This is a genomic window from Streptomyces sp. NPDC107498 (assembly GCF_055582805.1).
Genome location: NZ_JBVJPE010000020.1, coordinates 92,234 through 111,576, shown reverse-complemented (window position 1 = coordinate 111,576; position 19,343 = coordinate 92,234). Strand labels below are relative to the sequence as shown.

Genomic DNA, 19,343 nt, shown 5'->3' with positions numbered 1-19,343 from the left:
CCCTCCCACCACGGAGACGAACACCGATGATGCGTCACCTCATCTCGGCCGCCGACCTCACCCGCGACGACGCCGTCCAGATCCTCGACACCGCCGAGGAGATGGCCCGGGTGGCCGACCGGCCCATCAAGAAACTGCCGACCCTGCGCGGCCGGACCGTCTGCAACCTCTTCTTCGAGGACTCCACCCGCACCCGGATCTCCTTCGAGGCCGCCGAGAAGCGCCTCTCCGCCGACGTGATCAACTTCGCGGCCAAGGGCTCCAGCGTCTCCAAGGGCGAGTCCCTCAAGGACACCGCGCAGACCCTGGAGGCCATGGGCGTCGACGCGGTCGTCATCCGGCACGGCGCCTCCGGCGCCCCGTACCGGCTCGCCACCTCCGGCTGGATCGACGCCCCCGTCATCAACGCCGGCGACGGCACCCACCAGCACCCCACCCAGGCCCTCCTCGACGCCTTCACCATGCGCCGCCGCCTCGTCGGCCGCGACGCCGGCCTCGGCCAGGACCTCGCCGGCAAGCGCATCACCCTCGTGGGCGACGTCCTGCACAGCCGGGTCGCCCGCTCCAACGTCGACCTGCTCCACACCCTCGGCGCCGAGGTCACCCTGGTGGCCCCGCCCACCCTGGTCCCCGTCGGCGTCGAGACCTGGCCCTGCGAGGTCTCGTACGAGCTCGACGGAGTGCTGCCGAAGTCCGACGCGGTGATGATGCTGCGTGTGCAGCGCGAGCGGATGAACGCCGCCTTCTTCCCGACCGAGCGCGAGTACTCGCGCCGCTACGGGCTCGACGGCGAGCGGATGGCGAAGATGCCCGAGCACGCCATCGTCATGCACCCCGGCCCCATGGTCCGCGGCATGGAGATCACCGCCGAGGTCGCCGACTCCGACCGCTGCACGGTCGTCGAGCAGGTCGCCAACGGCGTCTCGATCCGGATGGCCGTCCTCTACCTGCTGCTCGGGGGCAACGACTCCGCCGCCCCCGCCACCCCCGCCCGTACCGAGGAGAGCAAGTGACCACGAGCAAGACCCTGATCCGCGGTGCGAAGGTCCTCGGCGGCGACGTCCAGGACGTCCTCGTCGACGGCGACACCATCGCGGAGGTCGGCACCGGGCTCTCCGCCGAGGGCGCGACCGTGATCGAGGCCGACGGCCAGATCCTGCTGCCCGGCCTGGTCGACCTCCACACCCACCTGCGCGAGCCCGGCCGCGAGGACTCCGAGACCGTCCTCACCGGCACCCGCGCCGCCGCCTCGGGCGGCTACACCGCCGTCTTCGCCATGGCCAACACCCACCCGGTCGCCGACACCGCCGGCGTCGTCGAGCAGGTCTACCGGCTCGGCAAGGAGTCCGGCTACTGCGACGTCCAGCCCATCGGCGCCGTCACCGTCGGCCTGGAGGGCAAGAAGCTCGCCGAGCTCGGTGCCATGCACGACTCCGCCGCCGGCGTCACCGTCTTCTCCGACGACGGCAAGTGCGTCGACGACGCGGTGATCATGCGCCGCGCCCTGGAGTACGTGAAGGCCTTCGGCGGCGTCGTCGCCCAGCACGCCCAGGAGCCCCGCCTCACCGAGGGCGCCCAGATGAACGAGGGCGTCGTCTCCGCCGAGCTCGGCCTCGGCGGCTGGCCCGCCGTCGCCGAGGAGTCGATCATCGCCCGCGACGTCCTCCTCGCCGAGCACGTCGGCTCCCGCGTCCACATCTGCCACCTCTCCACCGCCGGCTCCGTCGAGATCGTCCGCTGGGCCAAGTCCCGCGGCATCGACGTCACCGCCGAGGTCACCCCGCACCACCTCCTCCTCACGGACGAGCTGGTCCGCTCGTACGACCCGGTCTACAAGGTCAACCCGCCGCTGCGCACCGAGAAGGACGTCCTCGCCCTGCGCGAGGCGCTGGCCGACGGCACGATCGACATCGTCGCCACCGACCACGCCCCGCACCCGCACGAGGACAAGGACTGCGAGTGGGCCGCGGCCGCCATGGGCATGGTCGGCCTGGAGACCGCCCTCTCCGTCGTCCAGCAGACGATGGTCGAGACCGGGCTCCTCGACTGGGCCGGCGTCGCCGACCGGATGTCCTTCGCGCCCGCCCGCATCGGACGGGCCGCGGGCCACGGCCGCCCCGTCTCGGCAGGTGAGCCCGCGAACCTGACGCTGGTCGATCCGGCTTACCGTGGTGTCGTGGACCCCGCGGACTTCGCCTCCCGCAGCCGCAACACCCCCTACGAGGGCCGCGAGCTGCCGGGACGCGTCACCCACACCTTCCTGCGGGGCCGGGCAACGGTCGTGGACGGGAAGCTGGCGTGACACCACTCATCGCAATCGCCGCAGAGGCCGCCGAGCAGAAGTCGGCGGAGGTGACCGACTGGGCCGGGCGGCTCGGCTGGGTCGCCGGGCTGCTGCTCTTCGTCGCCTTCGTGTACTGGCTCATGCGCCAGGGATGGAAGTGGCGCGGCAGCCTCCAGTCGGACCTGCCCGCGCTCCCCGCCGCGCCCCCGGCGCCCGGTGAGGCGAGACTGACCCTCAGCGGGCGCTACCACGGGTCCACGACCGCCGGGCAGTGGCTCGACCGGATCGTCGCCCACGGCCTCGGCACCCGCAGCCGCGTCGAGCTCACGCTCACCGACGCCGGGATCGAGGTCGTCCGCCCCGGGGCGAACGACTTCTTCGTACCGGCCGGGGCCCTGCGCGAGGCACGCCTCGACAAGGGCATCGCCGGCAAGGTCCTCGCCGAGGGCGGGCTCCTGATCGTCACCTGGGAGCACGGCGGCAAGCTGCTCGACTCCGGCTTCCGCTCCGACCGGGCGGCCGAGCACACCGCCTGGGTCGAGGCCCTCAACTCCATGAACGCCGTATCCACCACGACGGAAGGCATCGCACGATGACGACCTCCATCCAGGGAGTCGCCTCTCAGAGGCAGAAGGCTGCTCCCGCCGTACTCGTCCTGGAGGACGGCCGCATCTTCCGCGGCCGCGCCTACGGGGCCGTGGGGGAGACCTTCGGCGAGGCCGTGTTCTCCACCGGCATGACCGGCTACCAGGAGACCCTCACCGACCCGTCGTACCACCGGCAGGTCGTGGTCATGACGGCTCCCCACGTCGGCAACACCGGCGTCAACGACGAGGACCCCGAGTCCGGCCGCATCTGGGTCTCCGGCTACGTCGTCCGCGACCCCGCCCGCGTCTCGTCCAACTGGCGCTCCCGGCGCTCGCTGGACGAGGAGCTGCGCAGCCAGGGCGTCGTCGGCATCCAGGGCATCGACACCCGCGCCCTCACCCGCCACCTGCGCGAGAGCGGCGCCATGCGCGTCGGCATCTTCTCCGGCAGCGCGCTCGCCGACGAGGGCACCATGCTCGCCGAGGTCCGCCGCCAGCCCGAGATGAAGGGCGCGGACCTCTCCGCGGAGGTCGCCACCCAGGAGACGTACGTCGTCCCCGCGGTCGGCGAGAAGAAGTTCACCGTCGCCGCCGTCGACCTCGGCATCAAGGGCATGACCCCGCACCGGATGGCCGAGCGCGGCATCGAGGTCCACGTCCTCCCCGCCACCGCCACCGCCGAGGACGTCTACGCCGTGCGACCCGACGGCGTGTTCTTCTCCAACGGCCCGGGCGACCCGGCCACCGCCGACGGACCCGTCTCCGTCATGCAGGCCGTCCTGGAGCGCAAGACGCCCCTGTTCGGCATCTGCTTCGGCAACCAGATCCTCGGCCGCGCCCTCGGCTTCGGCACCTACAAGCTGAAGTACGGCCACCGCGGCATCAACCAGCCGGTCCAGGACCGCACCACCGGCAAGGTCGAGGTCACCGCGCACAACCACGGCTTCGCCGTCGACGCGCCCCTCGACGAGGTCTCCGAGACCCCCTTCGGGCGGGTCGAGGTCTCCCACGTCTGCCTGAACGACAACGTCGTGGAAGGCCTCCAGCTGCTCGACCAGCCGGCCTTCTCCGTCCAGTACCACCCCGAGGCGGCCGCGGGCCCGCACGACGCCGCGTACCTCTTCGACCGCTTCGTAACCCTGATGGAGGCCGAGCGTGCCTAAGCGCACCGATATCCAGTCCGTCCTGGTCATCGGCTCCGGCCCGATCGTCATCGGACAGGCCGCCGAGTTCGACTACTCCGGCACCCAGGCCTGCCGCATCCTCAAGGCCGAGGGCCTGCGGGTGATCCTGGTCAACTCCAACCCGGCCACGATCATGACCGACCCGGAGATCGCCGACGCCACCTACGTCGAGCCGATCACCCCCGAGTTCGTCGAGAAGATCATCGCCAAGGAGCGCCCCGACGCCCTCCTGCCCACCCTCGGCGGCCAGACCGCGCTCAACACCGCGATCTCCATGCACGAGCAGGGCGTCCTCGAGAAGTACGGCGTCGAGCTCATCGGCGCCAACGTCGAGGCCATCCACAAGGGCGAGGACCGCGACCTCTTCAAGGGCGTCGTCGAGGCCGTCAAGGCCAAGATCGGGTACGGCGAGTCCGCCCGCTCCGTCATCTGCCACTCCATGGACGACGTCCTCAAGGGCGTCGAGACGCTCGGCGGCTACCCCGTCGTCGTCCGCCCCTCCTTCACCATGGGCGGCGCCGGCTCCGGCTTCGCCCACGACGAGGAGGAGCTGCGCCGCATCGCCGGCCAGGGCCTGACGCTCTCCCCGACCACCGAGGTGCTCCTGGAGGAGTCCATCCTCGGCTGGAAGGAGTACGAGCTGGAGCTCATGCGCGACAAGAACGACAACGTCGTGGTCGTCTGCTCCATCGAGAACTTCGACCCGATGGGCGTCCACACCGGCGACTCGATCACCGTCGCCCCGGCGATGACGCTCACCGACCGCGAGTACCAGCGCCTGCGCGACATCGGCATCGCGATCATCCGCGAGGTCGGCGTCGACACCGGCGGCTGCAACATCCAGTTCGCGGTCAACCCGGACGACGGCCGGATCATCGTCATCGAGATGAACCCGCGCGTCTCCCGGTCCTCGGCGCTCGCCTCCAAGGCGACCGGCTTCCCGATCGCCAAGATCGCGGCCCGCCTCGCCGTCGGCTACACGCTGGACGAGATCCCGAACGACATCACGGAGAAGACCCCGGCGTCCTTCGAGCCCACGCTCGACTACGTCGTCGTCAAGGCCCCGCGCTTCGCCTTCGAGAAGTTCCCGCAGGCCGACTCCACCCTCACCACCACCATGAAGTCGGTCGGCGAGGCCATGGCCATCGGCCGCAACTTCACCGAGGCCCTCCAGAAGGCCCTGCGCTCCCTGGAGAAGAAGGGCTCGCAGTTCGCCTTCACCGGCGAGCCCGGCGACAAGGCCGAGCTGCTCCGCGAGTCGGTCCGTCCGACCGACGGCCGCATCAACACGGTCATGCAGGCCATCCGCGCCGGCGCCACCCCGCAGGAGGTCTTCGACGCCACGAAGATCGACCCGTGGTTCGTCGACCAGCTCTTCCTGATCAAGGAGATCGCCGACGACCTGGCCGCCGCCGAGAAGCTCGACCCCGAGCTGCTCGCCGAGGCCAAGCGGCACGGCTTCTCCGACGCCCAGATCGCCGAGATCCGCGGCCTGCGCGAGGATGTCGTCCGCGAGGTCCGCCACGCCCTCGGCGTCCGCCCGGTCTACAAGACGGTCGACACCTGTGCCGCCGAGTTCGCCGCCAAGACCCCGTACTTCTACTCGTCCTACGACGAGGAGTCCGAGGTCGCCCCGCGCGAGAAGCCCGCGGTGATCATCCTGGGCTCCGGCCCGAACCGCATCGGCCAGGGCATCGAGTTCGACTACTCCTGCGTCCACGCCTCCTTCGCCCTGAGCGAGGCCGGCTTCGAGACCGTGATGGTCAACTGCAACCCGGAGACCGTCTCGACGGACTACGACACCTCCGACCGCCTGTACTTCGAGCCGCTGACGCTGGAAGACGTGCTGGAGATCGTCCACGCCGAGACCCTCGCCGGCCCCGTCGCCGGCGTCGTCGTCCAGCTCGGCGGCCAGACCCCGCTGGGCCTGTCGCAGGCGCTCAAGGACAACGGCGTGCCGGTCGTCGGCACCTCCCCGGAGGCCATCCACGCCGCCGAGGACCGCGGAGCCTTCGGCCGCGTCCTCGCCGAGGCCGGACTCCCCGCGCCGAAGCACGGCACCGCGACCACCTTCGCCGGCGCCAAGGCCATCGCCGACGAGATCGGCTACCCCGTCCTCGTACGCCCCTCGTACGTGCTCGGCGGCCGCGGCATGGAGATCGTGTACGACGAGGCCCGCCTGGAGTCGTACATCGCCGAGTCCACCGAGATCAGCCCCACCCGGCCGGTCCTGGTCGACCGCTTCCTCGACGACGCCATCGAGATCGACGTCGACGCGCTCTACGACGGCGAGGAGCTCTACCTCGGCGGCGTCATGGAGCACATCGAGGAGGCCGGCATCCACTCCGGCGACTCGGCCTGCGCGCTGCCCCCGATCACCCTCGGCGGCTTCGACATCAAGCGCCTGCGCGCCTCCACCGAGGCCATCGCCAAGGGCGTCGGCGTCCGCGGACTGATCAACATCCAGTTCGCCATGGCCGGCGACATCCTGTACGTGCTGGAGGCGAACCCGCGCGCCTCCCGGACCGTCCCCTTCACCTCGAAGGCGACCGCCGTGCCGCTCGCGAAGGCCGCCGCCCGCATCTCGCTCGGCGCCACCATCGCCGAGCTGCGCGCCGAGGGCCTGCTGCCGAGGAACGGCGACGGCGGCACCCTGCCGCTCGACGCGCCGATCTCCGTCAAGGAGGCCGTGATGCCGTGGTCGCGCTTCCGCGACGTGCACGGCCGCGGCGTCGACACCGTCCTCGGCCCGGAGATGCGCTCCACCGGCGAGGTCATGGGCATCGACGCGGTCTTCGGCACGGCCTACGCCAAGTCGCAGGCCGGCGCCTACGGCCCGCTGCCCACCAAGGGCCGCGCGTTCATCTCGGTCGCCAACCGCGACAAGCGCTCGATGATCTTCCCGGCCCGCGAGCTCGTCGCCCACGGCTTCGAGCTGCTCGCCACCTCCGGCACCGCCGAGGTCCTCAAGCGCAACGGCATCAACGCCACGGTCGTCCGCAAGCTCAGCGAGGGCGAGGGCCCCAACGGCGAGAAGACCATCGTCCAGCTCATCCACGACGGCCAGGTCGACCTGATCGTCAACACCCCGTACGGCACCGGCGGCCGCCTCGACGGCTACGAGATCCGTACGGCCGCGGTGGCGCGCAGCGTCCCCTGCCTCACCACGGTCCAGGCGCTCGCCGCGGCCGTCCAGGGCATCGAGGCGCTGGGCCACGGCGACGTCGGCGTCCGCTCGCTCCAGGAGCACGCGGAGCACCTGACCGCGGCCCGCGACTAGCAGCCCGTACGAGGAGGGGGACACCGGCAGGACCTGCGGTGTCCCCCTCGTCATGACCTGGACTGGACCGACACATGTACAAGTTCTTCTTCAACCTGGTCTTCAAGCGCATGGACCCCGAGAAGGCCCACTACACGGCCTTCCGCTGGATCCGGCTCGCCGCCGGCACCCCGGTCCTGCGCACCTTCGTGGCCGCCGTCCTCGCGCCCCGGTACGAGGAACTGCGCACCGAGGCCCTGGGCCTCCGCATGCACGGCCCCTTCGGACTCGCCGCCGGCTTCGACAAGAACGCCGTCGCCATCGACGGCATGGCGATGCTCGGCTTCGACCACGTCGAGATCGGCACCGTCACCGGCGAGGCCCAGCCCGGCAACCCCAAGAAGCGCCTCTTCCGGCTCGTCCCGGACCGCGCCCTGATCAACCGCATGGGCTTCAACAACGAGGGCTCCGCCGCCGTCGCCGCCCGCCTGGCCGCCCGCAACCCCGTCTTCAGGACGGTCGTCGGCGTCAACATCGGCAAGACCAAGGTCGTCCCCGAGGCCGAGGCCGCCGCCGACTACGTGAAGTCCACCGAGCGCCTCGCCGCCCACGCCGACTACCTCGTCGTCAACGTCTCCTCCCCGAACACCCCCGGGCTGCGCAACCTCCAGGCCACCGAGTCCCTGCGCCCGCTGCTCACCGCCGTCCGCGAGGCCGCCGACCGCACGGTCACCGACCGCCGGGTCCCCCTCCTGGTCAAGATCGCCCCCGACCTGGCCGACGAGGACGTCGACGCGGTCGCCGACCTCGCCCTGGAACTCGGCCTCGACGGCATCATCGCCACCAACACCACCATCGCGCGCGAGGGCCTCGGCCTGAAGTCCGACCCCGCGCTGATCAAGGAGACCGGCGGCCTGTCCGGCGCGCCCGTCAAGGAGCGCTCCCTCGCCGTCCTGCGCCGCCTCCACGCGCGCGTGGGCGACCGGCTGGTCCTGGTGGGCGTCGGCGGGGTCGAGAACGCCGAGGACGCCTGGCAGCGCATCCTCGCCGGGGCCACCCTCGTCCAGGGCTACAGCGCCTTCGTCTACGAGGGCCCCTTCTACGCCCGCGCGATCCACAAGGGCCTCGCGGCGCGCCTCGCGGCCTCCCCGTACGCCACCCTCGCCGAGGCCGTCGGCGCCGACAACCGAAAGGCCGCGAAGTGACCCCCTCCTTCGGCACCCGCCTGCGCTCCGCCATGGACGAGCGCGGCCCGCTCTGCGTCGGCATCGACCCGCACGCCGCCCTGCTCGACTCCTGGGGCCTGACCGACGACATCGCCGGCCTGGAGCGCTTCGCCTTCACCGTCGTCGAGGCCCTCGCCGAGACCGTGGCCGTCTTCAAGCCGCAGTCCGCCTTCTTCGAGCGCTTCGGCTCGCGCGGCATCGCCGTCCTGGAGCGCGCCACCGCCGATCTGCGCGCGGCGGGCGGCCTGGTCGTCATGGACGCCAAGCGCGGCGACATCGGCTCCACCATGGCCGCGTACGCGGAGACCTTCCTGCGCAAGGACTCCCCGCTCTTCTCCGACGCGCTGACGGTCTCCCCGTACCTCGGCTACGGCGCCCTGAAGCCCGCCGTCGACCTGGCCCGGGAGTCCGGCGCCGGCCTCTTCGTGCTGGCCCTCACCTCCAACCCGGAGGGCGCCGAGGTCCAGCGGGCGGTCCGCGAGGACGGCCGCACCGTCGGCGCGACCATGCTCGCCCACCTCGCCGAGGAGAACGCGGGGGAGACCCCGATGGGCTCCTTCGGCGCGGTCGTCGGCGCCACCCTCGGCGACCTGTCCTCCTTCGACCTGGACATCAACGGGCCGCTCCTCGCCCCCGGCATCGGCGCCCAGGGCGCGACCCCCGCCGACCTCCCGGCCGTCTTCGGCGCGGCGGTCGGCAACGTCGTCCCGAACGTCAGCCGCGGGGTCCTGCGCAACGGTCCGGACACGGCCGCCCTGCGGGACTCGGCGCACCGCTACGCGGACGAGATCCGCGCCGCCGTCGCCGGCTGACGCGCCTCCCGGACAATCCGCAGGTCGGAGGGGCGGGGCCGGCCGGAGGTGAGCCGTCTCACCACTTGACGAAATCTTGGCTCAAAACCGGGTCGTTATGCCGGAAAAGTCCTGGTCGGTCGATGCTGACCAGGACTTTTCCGCTGTTCTCGCTGACTGGAGCGGTCTCGGCCGCTAGTCTCCGGGGCAGAGCAGGCGTTCAACGGCCACTCCGTTGAGCGTTGCTCCACTGGTGTGGGGCGTCCAGGTTCCTCACCGGTCCGTATCCGACAGATCGACATCCGAGGTGACGTAGGCGTGGCTCTTCCGCCCCTTACCCCTGAACAGCGCGCAGCCGCGCTCGAAAAGGCCGCCGCGGCTCGCCGGGAGCGGGCCGAGGTCAAGAATCGACTCAAGCACTCCGGCGCCTCCCTCCACGAGGTCATCAAGAGCGGCCAGGAGAACGACGTCATCGGCAAGATGAAGGTCTCCGCGCTGCTCGAGTCGCTGCCCGGCGTCGGCAAGGTCCGCGCCAAGCAGATCATGGAGCGTCTCGGCATCTCCGAGAGCCGTCGCGTCCGTGGTCTCGGCTCCAACCAGATCGCCTCCCTGGAGCGCGAGTTCGGCAGCACCGGCGCCTGATCGGGCGGCCGGTCCGGCCTCCGATCCGGGGCGTGCGTCCCGGGCATGCCGGTGAAGCTGGAATAATCGCTGCATGGCAGCAGAGGTACGTCCGCGGCTGACCGTGCTCTCCGGCCCCTCAGGGGTCGGCAAGAGCACGGTCGTCGCTCATATGCGCAAGGTCCACCCCGAGGTCTGGCTCTCGGTGTCGGCGACGACCCGGAAGCCCCGCCCCGGCGAGAAGCACGGCGTCCACTACTTCTTCGTCGCGGACGACGAGTTCGACAAGCTGATCGCCAACGGTGAGCTCCTCGAGTGGGCCGAGTTCGCGGGCAACCGCTACGGCACCCCGCGCGGCGCCGTCCTCGAGCGCCTCGGCGCCGGCGAGCCCGTGCTCCTGGAGATCGACCTCCAGGGCGCCCGCCAGGTGAAGGACTCCATGTCCGAGTCCCAGCTGGTCTTCCTGGCCCCGCCGAGCTGGGAGGAGCTGGTCCGCCGGCTCACCGGCCGCGGCACGGAGTCGCCCGAGGTCATCGAGCGCCGGCTCGAGGCCGCGAAGGTCGAGCTGGCCGCCGAGTCGGAGTTCGACACCACCCTCGTCAACACCTCCGTCGAGGACGTCGCACGCGAGCTGCTAACGTTGATGCACGTTGTCTGATCTTTTTTCCATCTTCGGAAGGTAGAGCGTGTCCTCTTCCATCACCGCGCCCGAGGGCATCATCAACCCGCCGATCGACGAGCTGCTCGAGGCCACCGACTCGAAGTACAGCCTCGTGATCTACGCGGCCAAGCGCGCGCGTCAGATCAACGCGTACTACTCCCAGCTCGGCGAGGGCCTGCTGGAGTACGTGGGTCCGCTCGTCGACACCCACGTCCACGAGAAGCCGCTCTCGATCGCCCTGCGCGAGATCAACGCGGGTCTGCTGACGTCCGAGGCCATCGAGGGCCCCGCGCAGTAAGCACGTAGCGCTTGTAACGCTTGTCACCACAGGCCCGGCGGAACATCCGCCGGGCCTGTGGTGTCTCATGGAGTCGTACGCATCCGAGTGCGGGGAGCAACAGTGAGCGTGGTGGCCGAGCCGAAGGTCGTCCTGGGCGTGAGCGGCGGCATCGCCGCCTACAAGGCGTGCGAGCTGCTGCGCCGGCTGACCGAGTCGGGCCACGACGTGCGCGTCGTGCCCACCGACTCCGCCCTCCACTTCGTCGGCGCCGCCACCTGGTCCGCGCTCTCCGGCAACCCGGTCTCCACCGAGGTGTGGGAGTCCGTCCACGAGGTCCCGCACGTGCGGATCGGCCAGGCCGCCGACCTCGTCGTCGTCGCCCCCGCCACCGCCGACATGCTCGCCAAGGCCGCCCACGGCCTCGCGGACGACCTGCTCACCAACACGCTGCTCACCGCGCGCTGTCCGGTCGTCTTCGCCCCCGCCATGCACACCGAGATGTGGGAGCACCCGGCGACCCAGGAGAACGTCGCCACCCTGCGCCGCCGCGGCGCCGTCGTCATCGAGCCCGCCGTCGGCCGCCTCACCGGCGTCGACACCGGCAAGGGCCGGCTCCCCGAGCCGGGGGAGATCTTCGAGGTCTGCCGCCGGATCCTCGCCCGCGGCACCGCGGCGCCCGACCTCGCCGGACGCCACGTCGTGGTCAGCGCGGGCGGCACCCGCGAACCCCTCGACCCCGTCCGCTACCTCGGCAACCGCTCCTCGGGGAAGCAGGGCTACGCCCTCGCGAAGGCCGCCGCCGCCCGGGGCGCCCGGGTCACCCTCGTCGAGGCGAACACCGGCATCGCCGACCCCGCCGGGGTCGACGTGGTCCACGTCGGCACCGCCGTCCAGCTCCGCGAGGCCGTCCTCAAGGCCGCCGCCGACGCCGACGCGGTCGTGATGGCCGCCGCCGTCGCCGACTTCCGCCCGGCCGCCTACGCCCCCGGGAAGATCAAGAAGACGGACGACGGGGGCGCGCCCACGATCGAACTCGTCCGCAACCCCGACGTCCTCGCCGAGCTGTCCGCCGACCGCGCCCTGCCCGGCCAGGTGGTCGTCGGTTTCGCCGCCGAGACCGACGACGTCCTCGCCAACGGGCGCGCGAAGCTCCGCCGCAAGGGCTGCGACCTCCTCGTCGTCAACGAGGTCGGGGAGCGGAAGACCTTCGGCTCCGAGGAGAACGAGGCCGTCGTCCTCGCGTCGGACGGCGCCGAGACCCCCGTGCCGTACGGGCCGAAGGAAGCGCTCGCCGAGACGGTCTGGGACCTGGTCCTGCCGCGGCTGCGCCCCGCGACCTGACGCATCCTGGCCGCCCTCGCGGCGGACCCCGGCACCGGCGCGCCCCCGCCCCGGGGGGCGCGAACCGGTCCCCGGGAGGCGCGAAACACCGCCTGACGAGTGATTTGCGCCCCACCCGGCTGGGCAGGTCTGCCTTGCCGGAGGCCGGTTCCGCCCGTCCAGCGGCATTCGCCAGGCGAGACACCTGGTCCATTGCCCGACCACGACCGATAGACTGTTCGTGGAACGTCGCGGGGCGCAGCCCCCTGCCGGTCCGCGTCACGAGTAGCCAGCAGCCGCTGCAACCCCAGGGAGCGTTGTGTCCCGTCGTCTGTTCACCTCGGAGTCCGTCACCGAGGGCCACCCCGACAAGATCGCTGACCAGATCAGCGACACCATTCTCGACGCGCTGCTGCGCGAGGACCCCACCTCGCGCGTCGCCGTCGAGACGCTGATCACCACGGGCCTGGTGCACGTCGCCGGTGAGGTGACCACCAAGGCGTGGGCGGACATCCCGACCCTCGTCCGGAACAAGATCCTCGAGATCGGTTACGACTCCTCGAAGAAGGGCTTCGACGGCGCCTCCTGCGGCGTGTCGGTGTCCATCGGATCCCAGTCCCCGGACATCGCCCAGGGCGTGGACACCGCGTACGAGAAGCGGGTCGAGGGCGACGAGGACGAGCTCGACAAGCAGGGCGCCGGCGACCAGGGCCTGATGTTCGGCTACGCGTCGGACGAGACCCCCGAGCTGATGCCGCTGCCGATCCACATCGCGCACCGGCTCTCCCGCCGCCTCACCGAAGTCCGCAAGAACGGGACCATCCCGTACCTGCGCCCCGACGGCAAGACCCAGGTCACCATCGAGTACGACGGCGACAAGGCCGTCCGCCTCGACACGGTCGTCGTCTCCTCGCAGCACGCCTCGGACATCGACCTCGAGTCGCTGCTCGCGCCCGACATCCGCGAGTTCGTCGTCGAGCACGTGCTGGCGCAGCTCGTCGAGGACGGCATCAAGCTCGACACCGAGGGCTACCGCCTGCTCGTGAACCCGACCGGCCGCTTCGAGATCGGCGGCCCGATGGGCGACGCCGGCCTCACCGGTCGCAAGATCATCATCGACACCTACGGCGGCATGGCCCGCCACGGCGGCGGCGCCTTCTCCGGCAAGGACCCGTCCAAGGTCGACCGCTCGGCCGCCTACGCCATGCGCTGGGTCGCCAAGAACGTCGTCGCCGCGGGCCTCGCCTCGCGCTGCGAGGTCCAGGTCGCCTACGCGATCGGCAAGGCCGAGCCCGTCGGCCTCTTCGTCGAGACCTTCGGCACCAACACCGTCGAGAACGAGAAGATCGAGAACGCCATCGCCGAGGTCTTCGACCTCCGCCCGGCCGCGATCATCCGCGACCTCGACCTGCTCCGCCCGATCTACTCCCAGACCGCCGCCTACGGCCACTTCGGCCGTGAGCTGCCGGACTTCACCTGGGAGCGCACGGACCGCGTGGACGCCCTGCGGCAGGCCACCGGCCTGTAGCCCGGACCACGGACGCCCGAAGCCCGGTACCCCCTCGCGGGGTGCCGGGCTTCGGCCATGTCCCGCTGTCGGTGACGTCTGGTAGGTATGGGGCTGTGAGCAGCGAGAACGAGAAGTCCGACGAGCACGAGCAGCTCGCGCTCATCCGGGAGACCGTCCGGAAGGCGAAGGTGCCGCGGGCCAAGCCGCGGACGTGGCGGGGGGCCGCGCTGGCCAAGGAGCTGCCGGTCGCGAGGGTCGTCGTGAACAAGGGGGCGCTCCACCTCGACCAGTTCTTCGACTACGCGGTCCCCGAGGAGCTGGACGGGGCCGCCCGGCCCGGGGTGCGGGTACGGGTGCGGTTCGGGGCGGGGGCCCACCAGGTCAAGAACGGGCGGCGCGAGGGCGGACGGCTCATCGACGGGTTCCTCGTCGAGCGGCGGGCCACCTCGGACTACTCCGGGCCGCTGGCCGCGCTCGCCGACGTCGTCTCGCCCGAGCCGGTGCTCGGACCCGAGCTGCTCGGCCTCGCCCGGGCCGTCGCCGACCGGTACGCGGGCAGCCTCGCCGACGTCCTCCAGCTCGCCGTGCCGCCGCGCAGCGCCAAGGCGGAGGGCCGGCCCTCGCCCGCGCCGCTGCCGCCGCCGGGTCCACCGGAGCCGGGCAGCTGGACGCGGTACGAGCAGGGGCCGGCGTTCCTGGACTCCCTCGCGTGCGGCGGGGCGCCCCGGGCCGTGTGGAACGCGCTGCCGGGGCCGTACTGGGCCCAGGAGATCGCCCGCGCCGTCGCCGCGACCCTCGCCTCCGGGCGGGGGGCGCTCGTCGTCGTCCCCGACGGACGGGCCGCGGGCCGGGTCGACGCGGCCCTGACCGAGGTCCTGGGGGAGGGGCGGCACGCGCTGCTCACCGCCGAGGCGGGCCCCGAGAAGCGGTACGCGCAGTGGCTCGCCGTCCGGCGCGGCGCCGTGCGGGCCGCCGTCGGCACCCGCGCGGCCATGTTCGCGCCCGTACGGGACCTCGGACTCGTCGTCATCTGGGACGACGGCGACGGCAGCCACAGCGAACCGCACGCCCCGCAGCCCCACGCCCGCGAGGTGCTGCTGCTGCGCGCCGCCCAGGACCGGTGCGCCTTCCTGCTCGGCTCGACCAGCTGCACCGTCGAGGCCGCGCAGCTCGTCGAGTCCGGCTGGGCGCGCCCGCTGGCCGCCGGCCGGGACCAGGTGCGGACCGCCGCGCCGCTGGTGCGGACCGTCGGCGACACCGACCTCGCCCGCGACGAGGCCGCGCGGGCCGCCCGACTGCCCACGCTCGCCTGGCAGGTGGTCCGGGAGGGGCTCAGGAGCGGGCCGGTGCTCGTCCAGGTCCCCCGCCGGGGCTACGTGCCGAGGCTGGCCTGCGAGCGCTGCCGCACGCCCGCCCGCTGCCGGCACTGCGCCGGGCCGCTGGAAGCCCCCGAGCAGCAGGAGCTGCGGTGCGGCTGGTGCGGTCTCGGCGCCCCCGACTGGCACTGCGCGGAGTGCGGCGCGACCCGGCTGCGGGCCCAGGTGGTCGGGGCCCGGCGGACCGCGGAGGAGCTCGGCCGGGCGTTCCCCGCCGTTCCCGTACGGACCTCCGGACGCGACCACGTCCTGGACAGCGTGCCCGGGCGCCCCGCGCTCGTCGTCTCCACTCCCGGAGCCGAGCCCGTCGCCGAGGGCGGCTACGCGGCCGCGCTGCTCCTCGACGGCTGGGCCATGCTCGGCCGGCCCGATCTGCGTGCGGGCGAGGAGGCGCTGCGCCGCTGGATCGACGCGGCCTCGCTGGTCCGGGGGCAGGCCGAGGGCGGCACCGTCGTCGTGGTCGCCGAACCGACCCTCCGGCCCGTCCAGGCCCTCGTCCGCTGGGACCCGGCCGGGCACGCCCGGCGGGAGCTGGCCGAGCGGGCCGAGCTGGGTTTCCCGCCGGTCTCCCGGATGGCCGCCGTGACCGGGCCGCCGGAGGTCGTCGAGGGCTTCCTGGCGTCGGCCGGGCTCCCCGCCGACGCCGAGGTCCTCGGGCCCGTGCCGCTGCCCGTCGTCCGCCCCGGCGGGCCCCGCAGACCCGGCGACCCGCCGCCGGGCGAGCAGTGGGACCGGGCCCTGGTCCGGGTCCCGCCGGGCAGCGGCGCGGCCCTCGCGACCTCGCTCAAGCAGGCCCGGGCCGGGCGCCTCGCGCGGGGCGGCGGGGATCCGGTGCGGATCCGCGTGGACCCGCCGGACATCGGTTGACGGGACGCCCCCGGAAACGCCACGGCCGCCCGTCCCCGGTGGGGCGGGCGGCCGTGCGGAGCTCGGCGGTCAGGCGTTGCGCGGGCCGGGGAAGGCCGACGGGCGCGGGTCCTCGCGGAGGGCGGAGCTGCCCGAGGTGGGCTGCGGCGGCATCGAACGGGCGGCGGGGACCGACGGGAGCGCGCGGGCCACGCCCGGCTCCACCGCGTGGTCCTGCTCCACGGCCGCACCCGGCTGGGGCGCGCGCCGGGCGCCGTAGCGGCGGTGGACGGCCTGCTTGGTGACGCCGAGGGCGGAACCCACCGCGTCCCAGGAGAACCCGAGCGAGCGGTCGAAGTCGACCGCCGCGGTCACCAGGGTCTCGACGCTGTCCCGCAGCTCCTGGGCGAGGCGTACGGTGGGGGCGGGCGCGCGCCCGTAGACGACGAAGCCCGTCGACGGGCCGGAGCGGCGAGGGCGGTAGACGTTGCCCAACTGGGCCGTGAGCGTGCGCAGTGCGTCCACCTGCCGCCGGACCCGCTCGATGTCCCGCACCAACAGGTGCAGACTTGCCCGGGCTTGGGCGTCGTGGGTTGCGTGGTCGGCCATGTGAAAGCCTCTCGAACCGGCGTTTAAGGGAGCGGGCCGCGGAGGGGGGAACAGCGGCCCGATTCGGTCAATCTCTCTTGACCAACGCGCCACCGGGAGTTGGGTCACGCTGCGGGGGCGTACACGCATATGCGCGGGGCGCTCGCCCTTCCGTACGCCCCCTCCGCCCCCCGGCCCTAGACTGGTGCGCTGCTCACAACGCCCCCGGAGAGACAGGCAGTCGCCACCCATGAAGCTCGTCTTCGCAGGCACCCCCGAGGTCGCCGTTCCCGCCCTGGACGCCCTGCTCGCCTCCGGGCGGCACGAGGTGGCCGCCGTGGTCACCCGGCCGGACGCCCCGGCGGGACGCGGCCGGCGGCTCGTCGCCAGCCCGGTGGCCCAGCGGGCGGAGGAGGCCGGGATCGAGGTCCTGAAGCCGGCCAGGCCGCGCGACGAGGAGTTCCTCGCCCGGCTGCGGGAGATCGCGCCGGACTGCTGCCCGGTCGTCGCGTACGGCGCGCTGCTGCCCAAGGTCGCGCTCGACGTCCCCGCCCGCGGCTGGGTCAACCTGCACTTCTCGCTGCTGCCCGCCTGGCGGGGCGCGGCGCCCGTCCAGCACTCCCTGATGGCCGGCGACCAGGTGACGGGCGCCTCCACCTTCCTCATCGAGGAGGGCCTCGACTCCGGGCCGGTCTACGGCGTCGTCACCGAGGACATCCGCCCGACCGACACCAGCGGCGACCTGCTCACCCGGCTCGCCTTCGCGGGCGCCGGACTGCTCGCCGCGACCATGGACGGCATCGAGGACGGCACGCTCCGGGCCGTCCCGCAGCCCGTCGAGGGCGTCACCCTCGCCCCGAAGATCCAGGTCGAGGACGCCCACGTCGACTTCGCCGCCCCCGCGCTCCGGGTGGACCGGGTGGTCCGCGGCTGCACCCCGGCCCCCGGCGCCTGGACCGTCTTCCGCGGCGAACGCCTCAAGCTGATCCAGGTCGCCCCCCTCCCGGACCGCACCGACCTCGCCCCGGGCGAGCTCGCGGTGGGCAAGAACAACGTGTACGCGGGCACCGGCTCGTACGGCGTGGAACTGCTCTGGGTCCAGCCCCAGGGCAAGAAGCCCATGAAGGCCGCCGACTGGGCCCGTGGCGTCCGGATCGCCCCCGGCGAGCGGCTCGGGGCGTAGGACGCGGGCGGCTCCGCGGGCGACGTAGGCTGGGAGCGTTCGACCCCTCATTTCGTCACGCGGAGCACCTTTGAGCGAGCAGGCACGTCGCCGTCCCCACAAGCCCTACCGGCGGCCCCAGAAGGACCCCGTCCGGATGCTCGCCTTCGAGGCGCTGAGGGCGGTGGACGAGCGGGACGCCTACGCGAACCTGGTGCTGCCGCCGCTGCTCAGGAAGGCCCGCGAGAAGGAGGGGCCCGAGAAGTTCGACGGGCGGGACGCGGCGCTCGCGACCGAGCTCGTCTACGGGACGCTGCGCAGGCAGGGCACGTACGACGCGATCATCGCGGCCTGCGTCGACCGGCCGCTGCGCGAGGTCGACCCGCCCGTGCTCGACGTCCTCTCGCTCGGCGCCCACCAGCTCCTGGGCACCCGGATCCCGACCCACGCCGCCGTCTCCGCCACGGTCGAGCTGGCCCGGGTGGTGCTCGGTGACGGACGCGCCAAGTTCGTGAACGCCGTGCTGCGGAAGATCTCGCAGCAGGACCTCGACGCCTGGGTGGAGCAGGTCGCCCCGCCGTACGACGAGGACGCCGAGGACCACCTCGCCGTCGTCCACTCGCACCCCCGCTGGGTCGTCTCCGCGCTGTGGGACGCCCTGGGCGGCGGCCGTGCCGGGATCGAGAGCCTGCTGGAGGCCGACAACGAGCGGCCCGAGGTCACCCTCGTCGCCCGGCCCGGCCGGGTCACCACCGAGGAGCTGGCCGCCACGGCCGAGACCGAGCCCGGCCGCTGGTCGCCGTACGCCCTGCGGATGGCCGAGGGCGGCGAGCCCGGCGCCATCGAGGCGGTCAAGGAGGGCCGGGCCGGCGTGCAGGACGAGGGCAGCCAGCTCGTCGCGATCGCCTTCGCCGGCGCGCCCCTGGAGGGCGGTGACACCCGCTGGCTCGACGGCTGCGCGGGACCCGGCGGCAAGGCCGCGCTGCTCGCCGCGCTCGCCTCCGAGCGGGGCGCGACGCTCCTCGCCTCCGAGAAGCAGCCGCACCGCGCCCGCCTCGTCGAGCGCGCCCTCGCCGGGAACCCCGGCCCGTACCAGGTGATCGCCGCCGACGGCACCCGTCCGCCGTGGCGCCCCGGCTCCTTCGACCGGGTCCTCATGGACGTGCCGTGCTCGGGCCTCGGCGCCCTGCGCCGCCGCCCCGAGGCCCGCTGGCGCCGCCGCCCCGAGGACCTGGACGGTTTCGGCCCGCTCCAGCGCGCCCTGCTCACCGAGGCGCTGAGCGCCGTGCGCGTCGGGGGCGTGGTGGGGTACGCGACCTGCTCGCCGCACCTCGCCGAGACCCGCGTGGTCGTCGACGACGTCCTCAAGAAGGTCGGCGGCGCCGAGCTGATCGACGCCCGCCCGCTGCTGCCCGGCGTCCCGGCGCTCGGCGACGGCCCTGACGTCCAGCTGTGGCCGCATCTGCACGGCACGGACGCCATGTACCTGGCGCTGCTGCGCCGGACCGCCTGAGTCCCGGCCGCCGGACCGCTCGGCCACCTGGCCGCAATCTCCCGGTCTGTACGGGTCCCGGACTCGTCGCTTCGTACCGAAATTGGTCTGGACCGGATCCGAAACCGCTCAGCGGCAAAGAAGTGCCCAAGAACG

General features: G+C 72.9%; 16 protein-coding genes. 15 read left to right on the top strand and 1 reads right to left on the bottom strand.

Going from position 1 to position 19,343, the window contains the following annotated elements; translation table 11 throughout:
- Positions 1–26: 26 nt before the first annotated feature.
- The 13 genes from ACZ66Z_RS29220 to ACZ66Z_RS29160 all read left to right on the top strand — a co-directional run bounded on the left by ACZ66Z_RS29220 (position 27) and on the right by ACZ66Z_RS29160 (position 15,966).
- A complete protein-coding gene (locus ACZ66Z_RS29220; protein WP_469938350.1) occupies positions 27–1,013 on the top strand; it encodes an aspartate carbamoyltransferase catalytic subunit in 987 nt (328 codons plus the stop codon).
- Positions 1,010–2,302, top strand: a complete 1,293-nt coding sequence (locus tag ACZ66Z_RS29215) for a dihydroorotase (RefSeq protein WP_469938349.1) — start codon at positions 1,010–1,012, stop codon at positions 2,300–2,302. The genes ACZ66Z_RS29220 and ACZ66Z_RS29215 overlap by 4 nt, the downstream gene beginning before the upstream one ends.
- Positions 2,299–2,880: a PH-like domain-containing protein gene (locus ACZ66Z_RS29210; RefSeq protein ID WP_469938348.1), complete on the top strand. Its 582-nt coding sequence runs from the start codon at positions 2,299–2,301 to the stop codon at positions 2,878–2,880. Before ACZ66Z_RS29215 ends, ACZ66Z_RS29210 begins: the two co-directional genes overlap by 4 nt.
- Entirely contained in the window at positions 2,877–4,034 is a 1,158-nt protein-coding gene (carA, locus tag ACZ66Z_RS29205; RefSeq protein ID WP_469938347.1) for a glutamine-hydrolyzing carbamoyl-phosphate synthase small subunit, read from the top strand. Before ACZ66Z_RS29210 ends, carA begins: the two co-directional genes overlap by 4 nt.
- Positions 4,027–7,335, top strand: a complete 3,309-nt coding sequence (carB, locus tag ACZ66Z_RS29200; protein ID WP_469938346.1) for a carbamoyl-phosphate synthase large subunit — start codon at positions 4,027–4,029, stop codon at positions 7,333–7,335. The genes carA and carB overlap by 8 nt, the downstream gene beginning before the upstream one ends.
- A gap of 74 nt (positions 7,336–7,409) precedes the next feature.
- A complete protein-coding gene (locus tag ACZ66Z_RS29195) occupies positions 7,410–8,519 on the top strand; it encodes a quinone-dependent dihydroorotate dehydrogenase (protein WP_469938345.1) in 1,110 nt (369 codons plus the stop codon).
- Complete coding sequence (gene pyrF, locus ACZ66Z_RS29190) at positions 8,516–9,352, top strand: orotidine-5'-phosphate decarboxylase (RefSeq protein WP_469938344.1); 837 nt, start codon at positions 8,516–8,518, stop codon at positions 9,350–9,352. The genes ACZ66Z_RS29195 and pyrF overlap by 4 nt, the downstream gene beginning before the upstream one ends.
- 297 nt (positions 9,353–9,649) lie before the next feature.
- On the top strand, positions 9,650–9,973 hold the full coding sequence (locus ACZ66Z_RS29185) for an integration host factor (RefSeq protein WP_030693098.1): 324 nt from the start codon (positions 9,650–9,652) through the stop codon (positions 9,971–9,973).
- Positions 9,974–10,046: 73 nt separating this feature from the next.
- Positions 10,047–10,610 (top strand): guanylate kinase, encoded by a 564-nt coding sequence (gene gmk, locus ACZ66Z_RS29180; protein WP_469938343.1) that lies wholly within the window; start codon positions 10,047–10,049, stop codon positions 10,608–10,610.
- A gap of 28 nt (positions 10,611–10,638) precedes the next feature.
- Positions 10,639–10,911, top strand: coding sequence for a DNA-directed RNA polymerase subunit omega (gene rpoZ / locus ACZ66Z_RS29175; protein WP_005319902.1), 273 nt, complete (start codon positions 10,639–10,641; stop codon positions 10,909–10,911).
- Between the two features lie 111 nt (positions 10,912–11,022).
- Entirely contained in the window at positions 11,023–12,234 is a 1,212-nt protein-coding gene (gene coaBC / locus ACZ66Z_RS29170) for a bifunctional phosphopantothenoylcysteine decarboxylase/phosphopantothenate--cysteine ligase CoaBC (RefSeq protein WP_469938342.1), read from the top strand.
- A gap of 298 nt (positions 12,235–12,532) precedes the next feature.
- Positions 12,533–13,741, top strand: coding sequence for a methionine adenosyltransferase (gene metK / locus ACZ66Z_RS29165; protein ID WP_469938341.1), 1,209 nt, complete (start codon positions 12,533–12,535; stop codon positions 13,739–13,741).
- 95 nt (positions 13,742–13,836) lie between these two features.
- A complete protein-coding gene (locus ACZ66Z_RS29160; protein WP_469938340.1) occupies positions 13,837–15,966 on the top strand; it encodes a primosomal protein N' in 2,130 nt (709 codons plus the stop codon).
- 69 nt (positions 15,967–16,035) lie between these two features.
- Here the strand turns inward: ACZ66Z_RS29160 and ACZ66Z_RS29155 are convergent, their stop codons facing one another.
- The gene (locus tag ACZ66Z_RS29155) at positions 16,036–16,554 is read right to left on the bottom strand and encodes a hypothetical protein (protein WP_469938339.1); all 519 of its coding nucleotides are present in this window, start codon (positions 16,552–16,554) and stop codon (positions 16,036–16,038) included.
- Between the two features lie 229 nt (positions 16,555–16,783).
- Between ACZ66Z_RS29155 and fmt the strand changes: the two genes are divergently transcribed.
- Both fmt and ACZ66Z_RS29145 read left to right on the top strand, forming a co-directional pair.
- Positions 16,784–17,716 (top strand): methionyl-tRNA formyltransferase, encoded by a 933-nt coding sequence (gene fmt / locus ACZ66Z_RS29150; RefSeq protein ID WP_469938338.1) that lies wholly within the window; start codon positions 16,784–16,786, stop codon positions 17,714–17,716.
- A gap of 70 nt (positions 17,717–17,786) precedes the next feature.
- The gene (locus tag ACZ66Z_RS29145) at positions 17,787–19,208 is read left to right on the top strand and encodes an RsmB/NOP family class I SAM-dependent RNA methyltransferase (RefSeq protein WP_469938337.1); all 1,422 of its coding nucleotides are present in this window, start codon (positions 17,787–17,789) and stop codon (positions 19,206–19,208) included.
- Positions 19,209–19,343 lie beyond the last annotated feature (135 nt).

Coding starts and splice junctions, on each gene's coding strand:
- ACZ66Z_RS29220 (WP_469938350.1), top strand. CDS start 27: ATGATGCGTCACCTCATCTCGGCCGCCGACCTCACCCGCGACGACGCC.
- carA (WP_469938347.1), top strand. CDS start 2,877: ATGACGACCTCCATCCAGGGAGTCGCCTCTCAGAGGCAGAAGGCTGCT.
- ACZ66Z_RS29195 (WP_469938345.1), top strand. CDS start 7,410: ATGTACAAGTTCTTCTTCAACCTGGTCTTCAAGCGCATGGACCCCGAG.
- gmk (WP_469938343.1), top strand. CDS start 10,047: ATGGCAGCAGAGGTACGTCCGCGGCTGACCGTGCTCTCCGGCCCCTCA.
- ACZ66Z_RS29155 (WP_469938339.1), bottom strand. CDS start 16,554: ATGGCCGACCACGCAACCCACGACGCCCAAGCCCGGGCAAGTCTGCAC.
- fmt (WP_469938338.1), top strand. CDS start 16,784: ATGAAGCTCGTCTTCGCAGGCACCCCCGAGGTCGCCGTTCCCGCCCTG.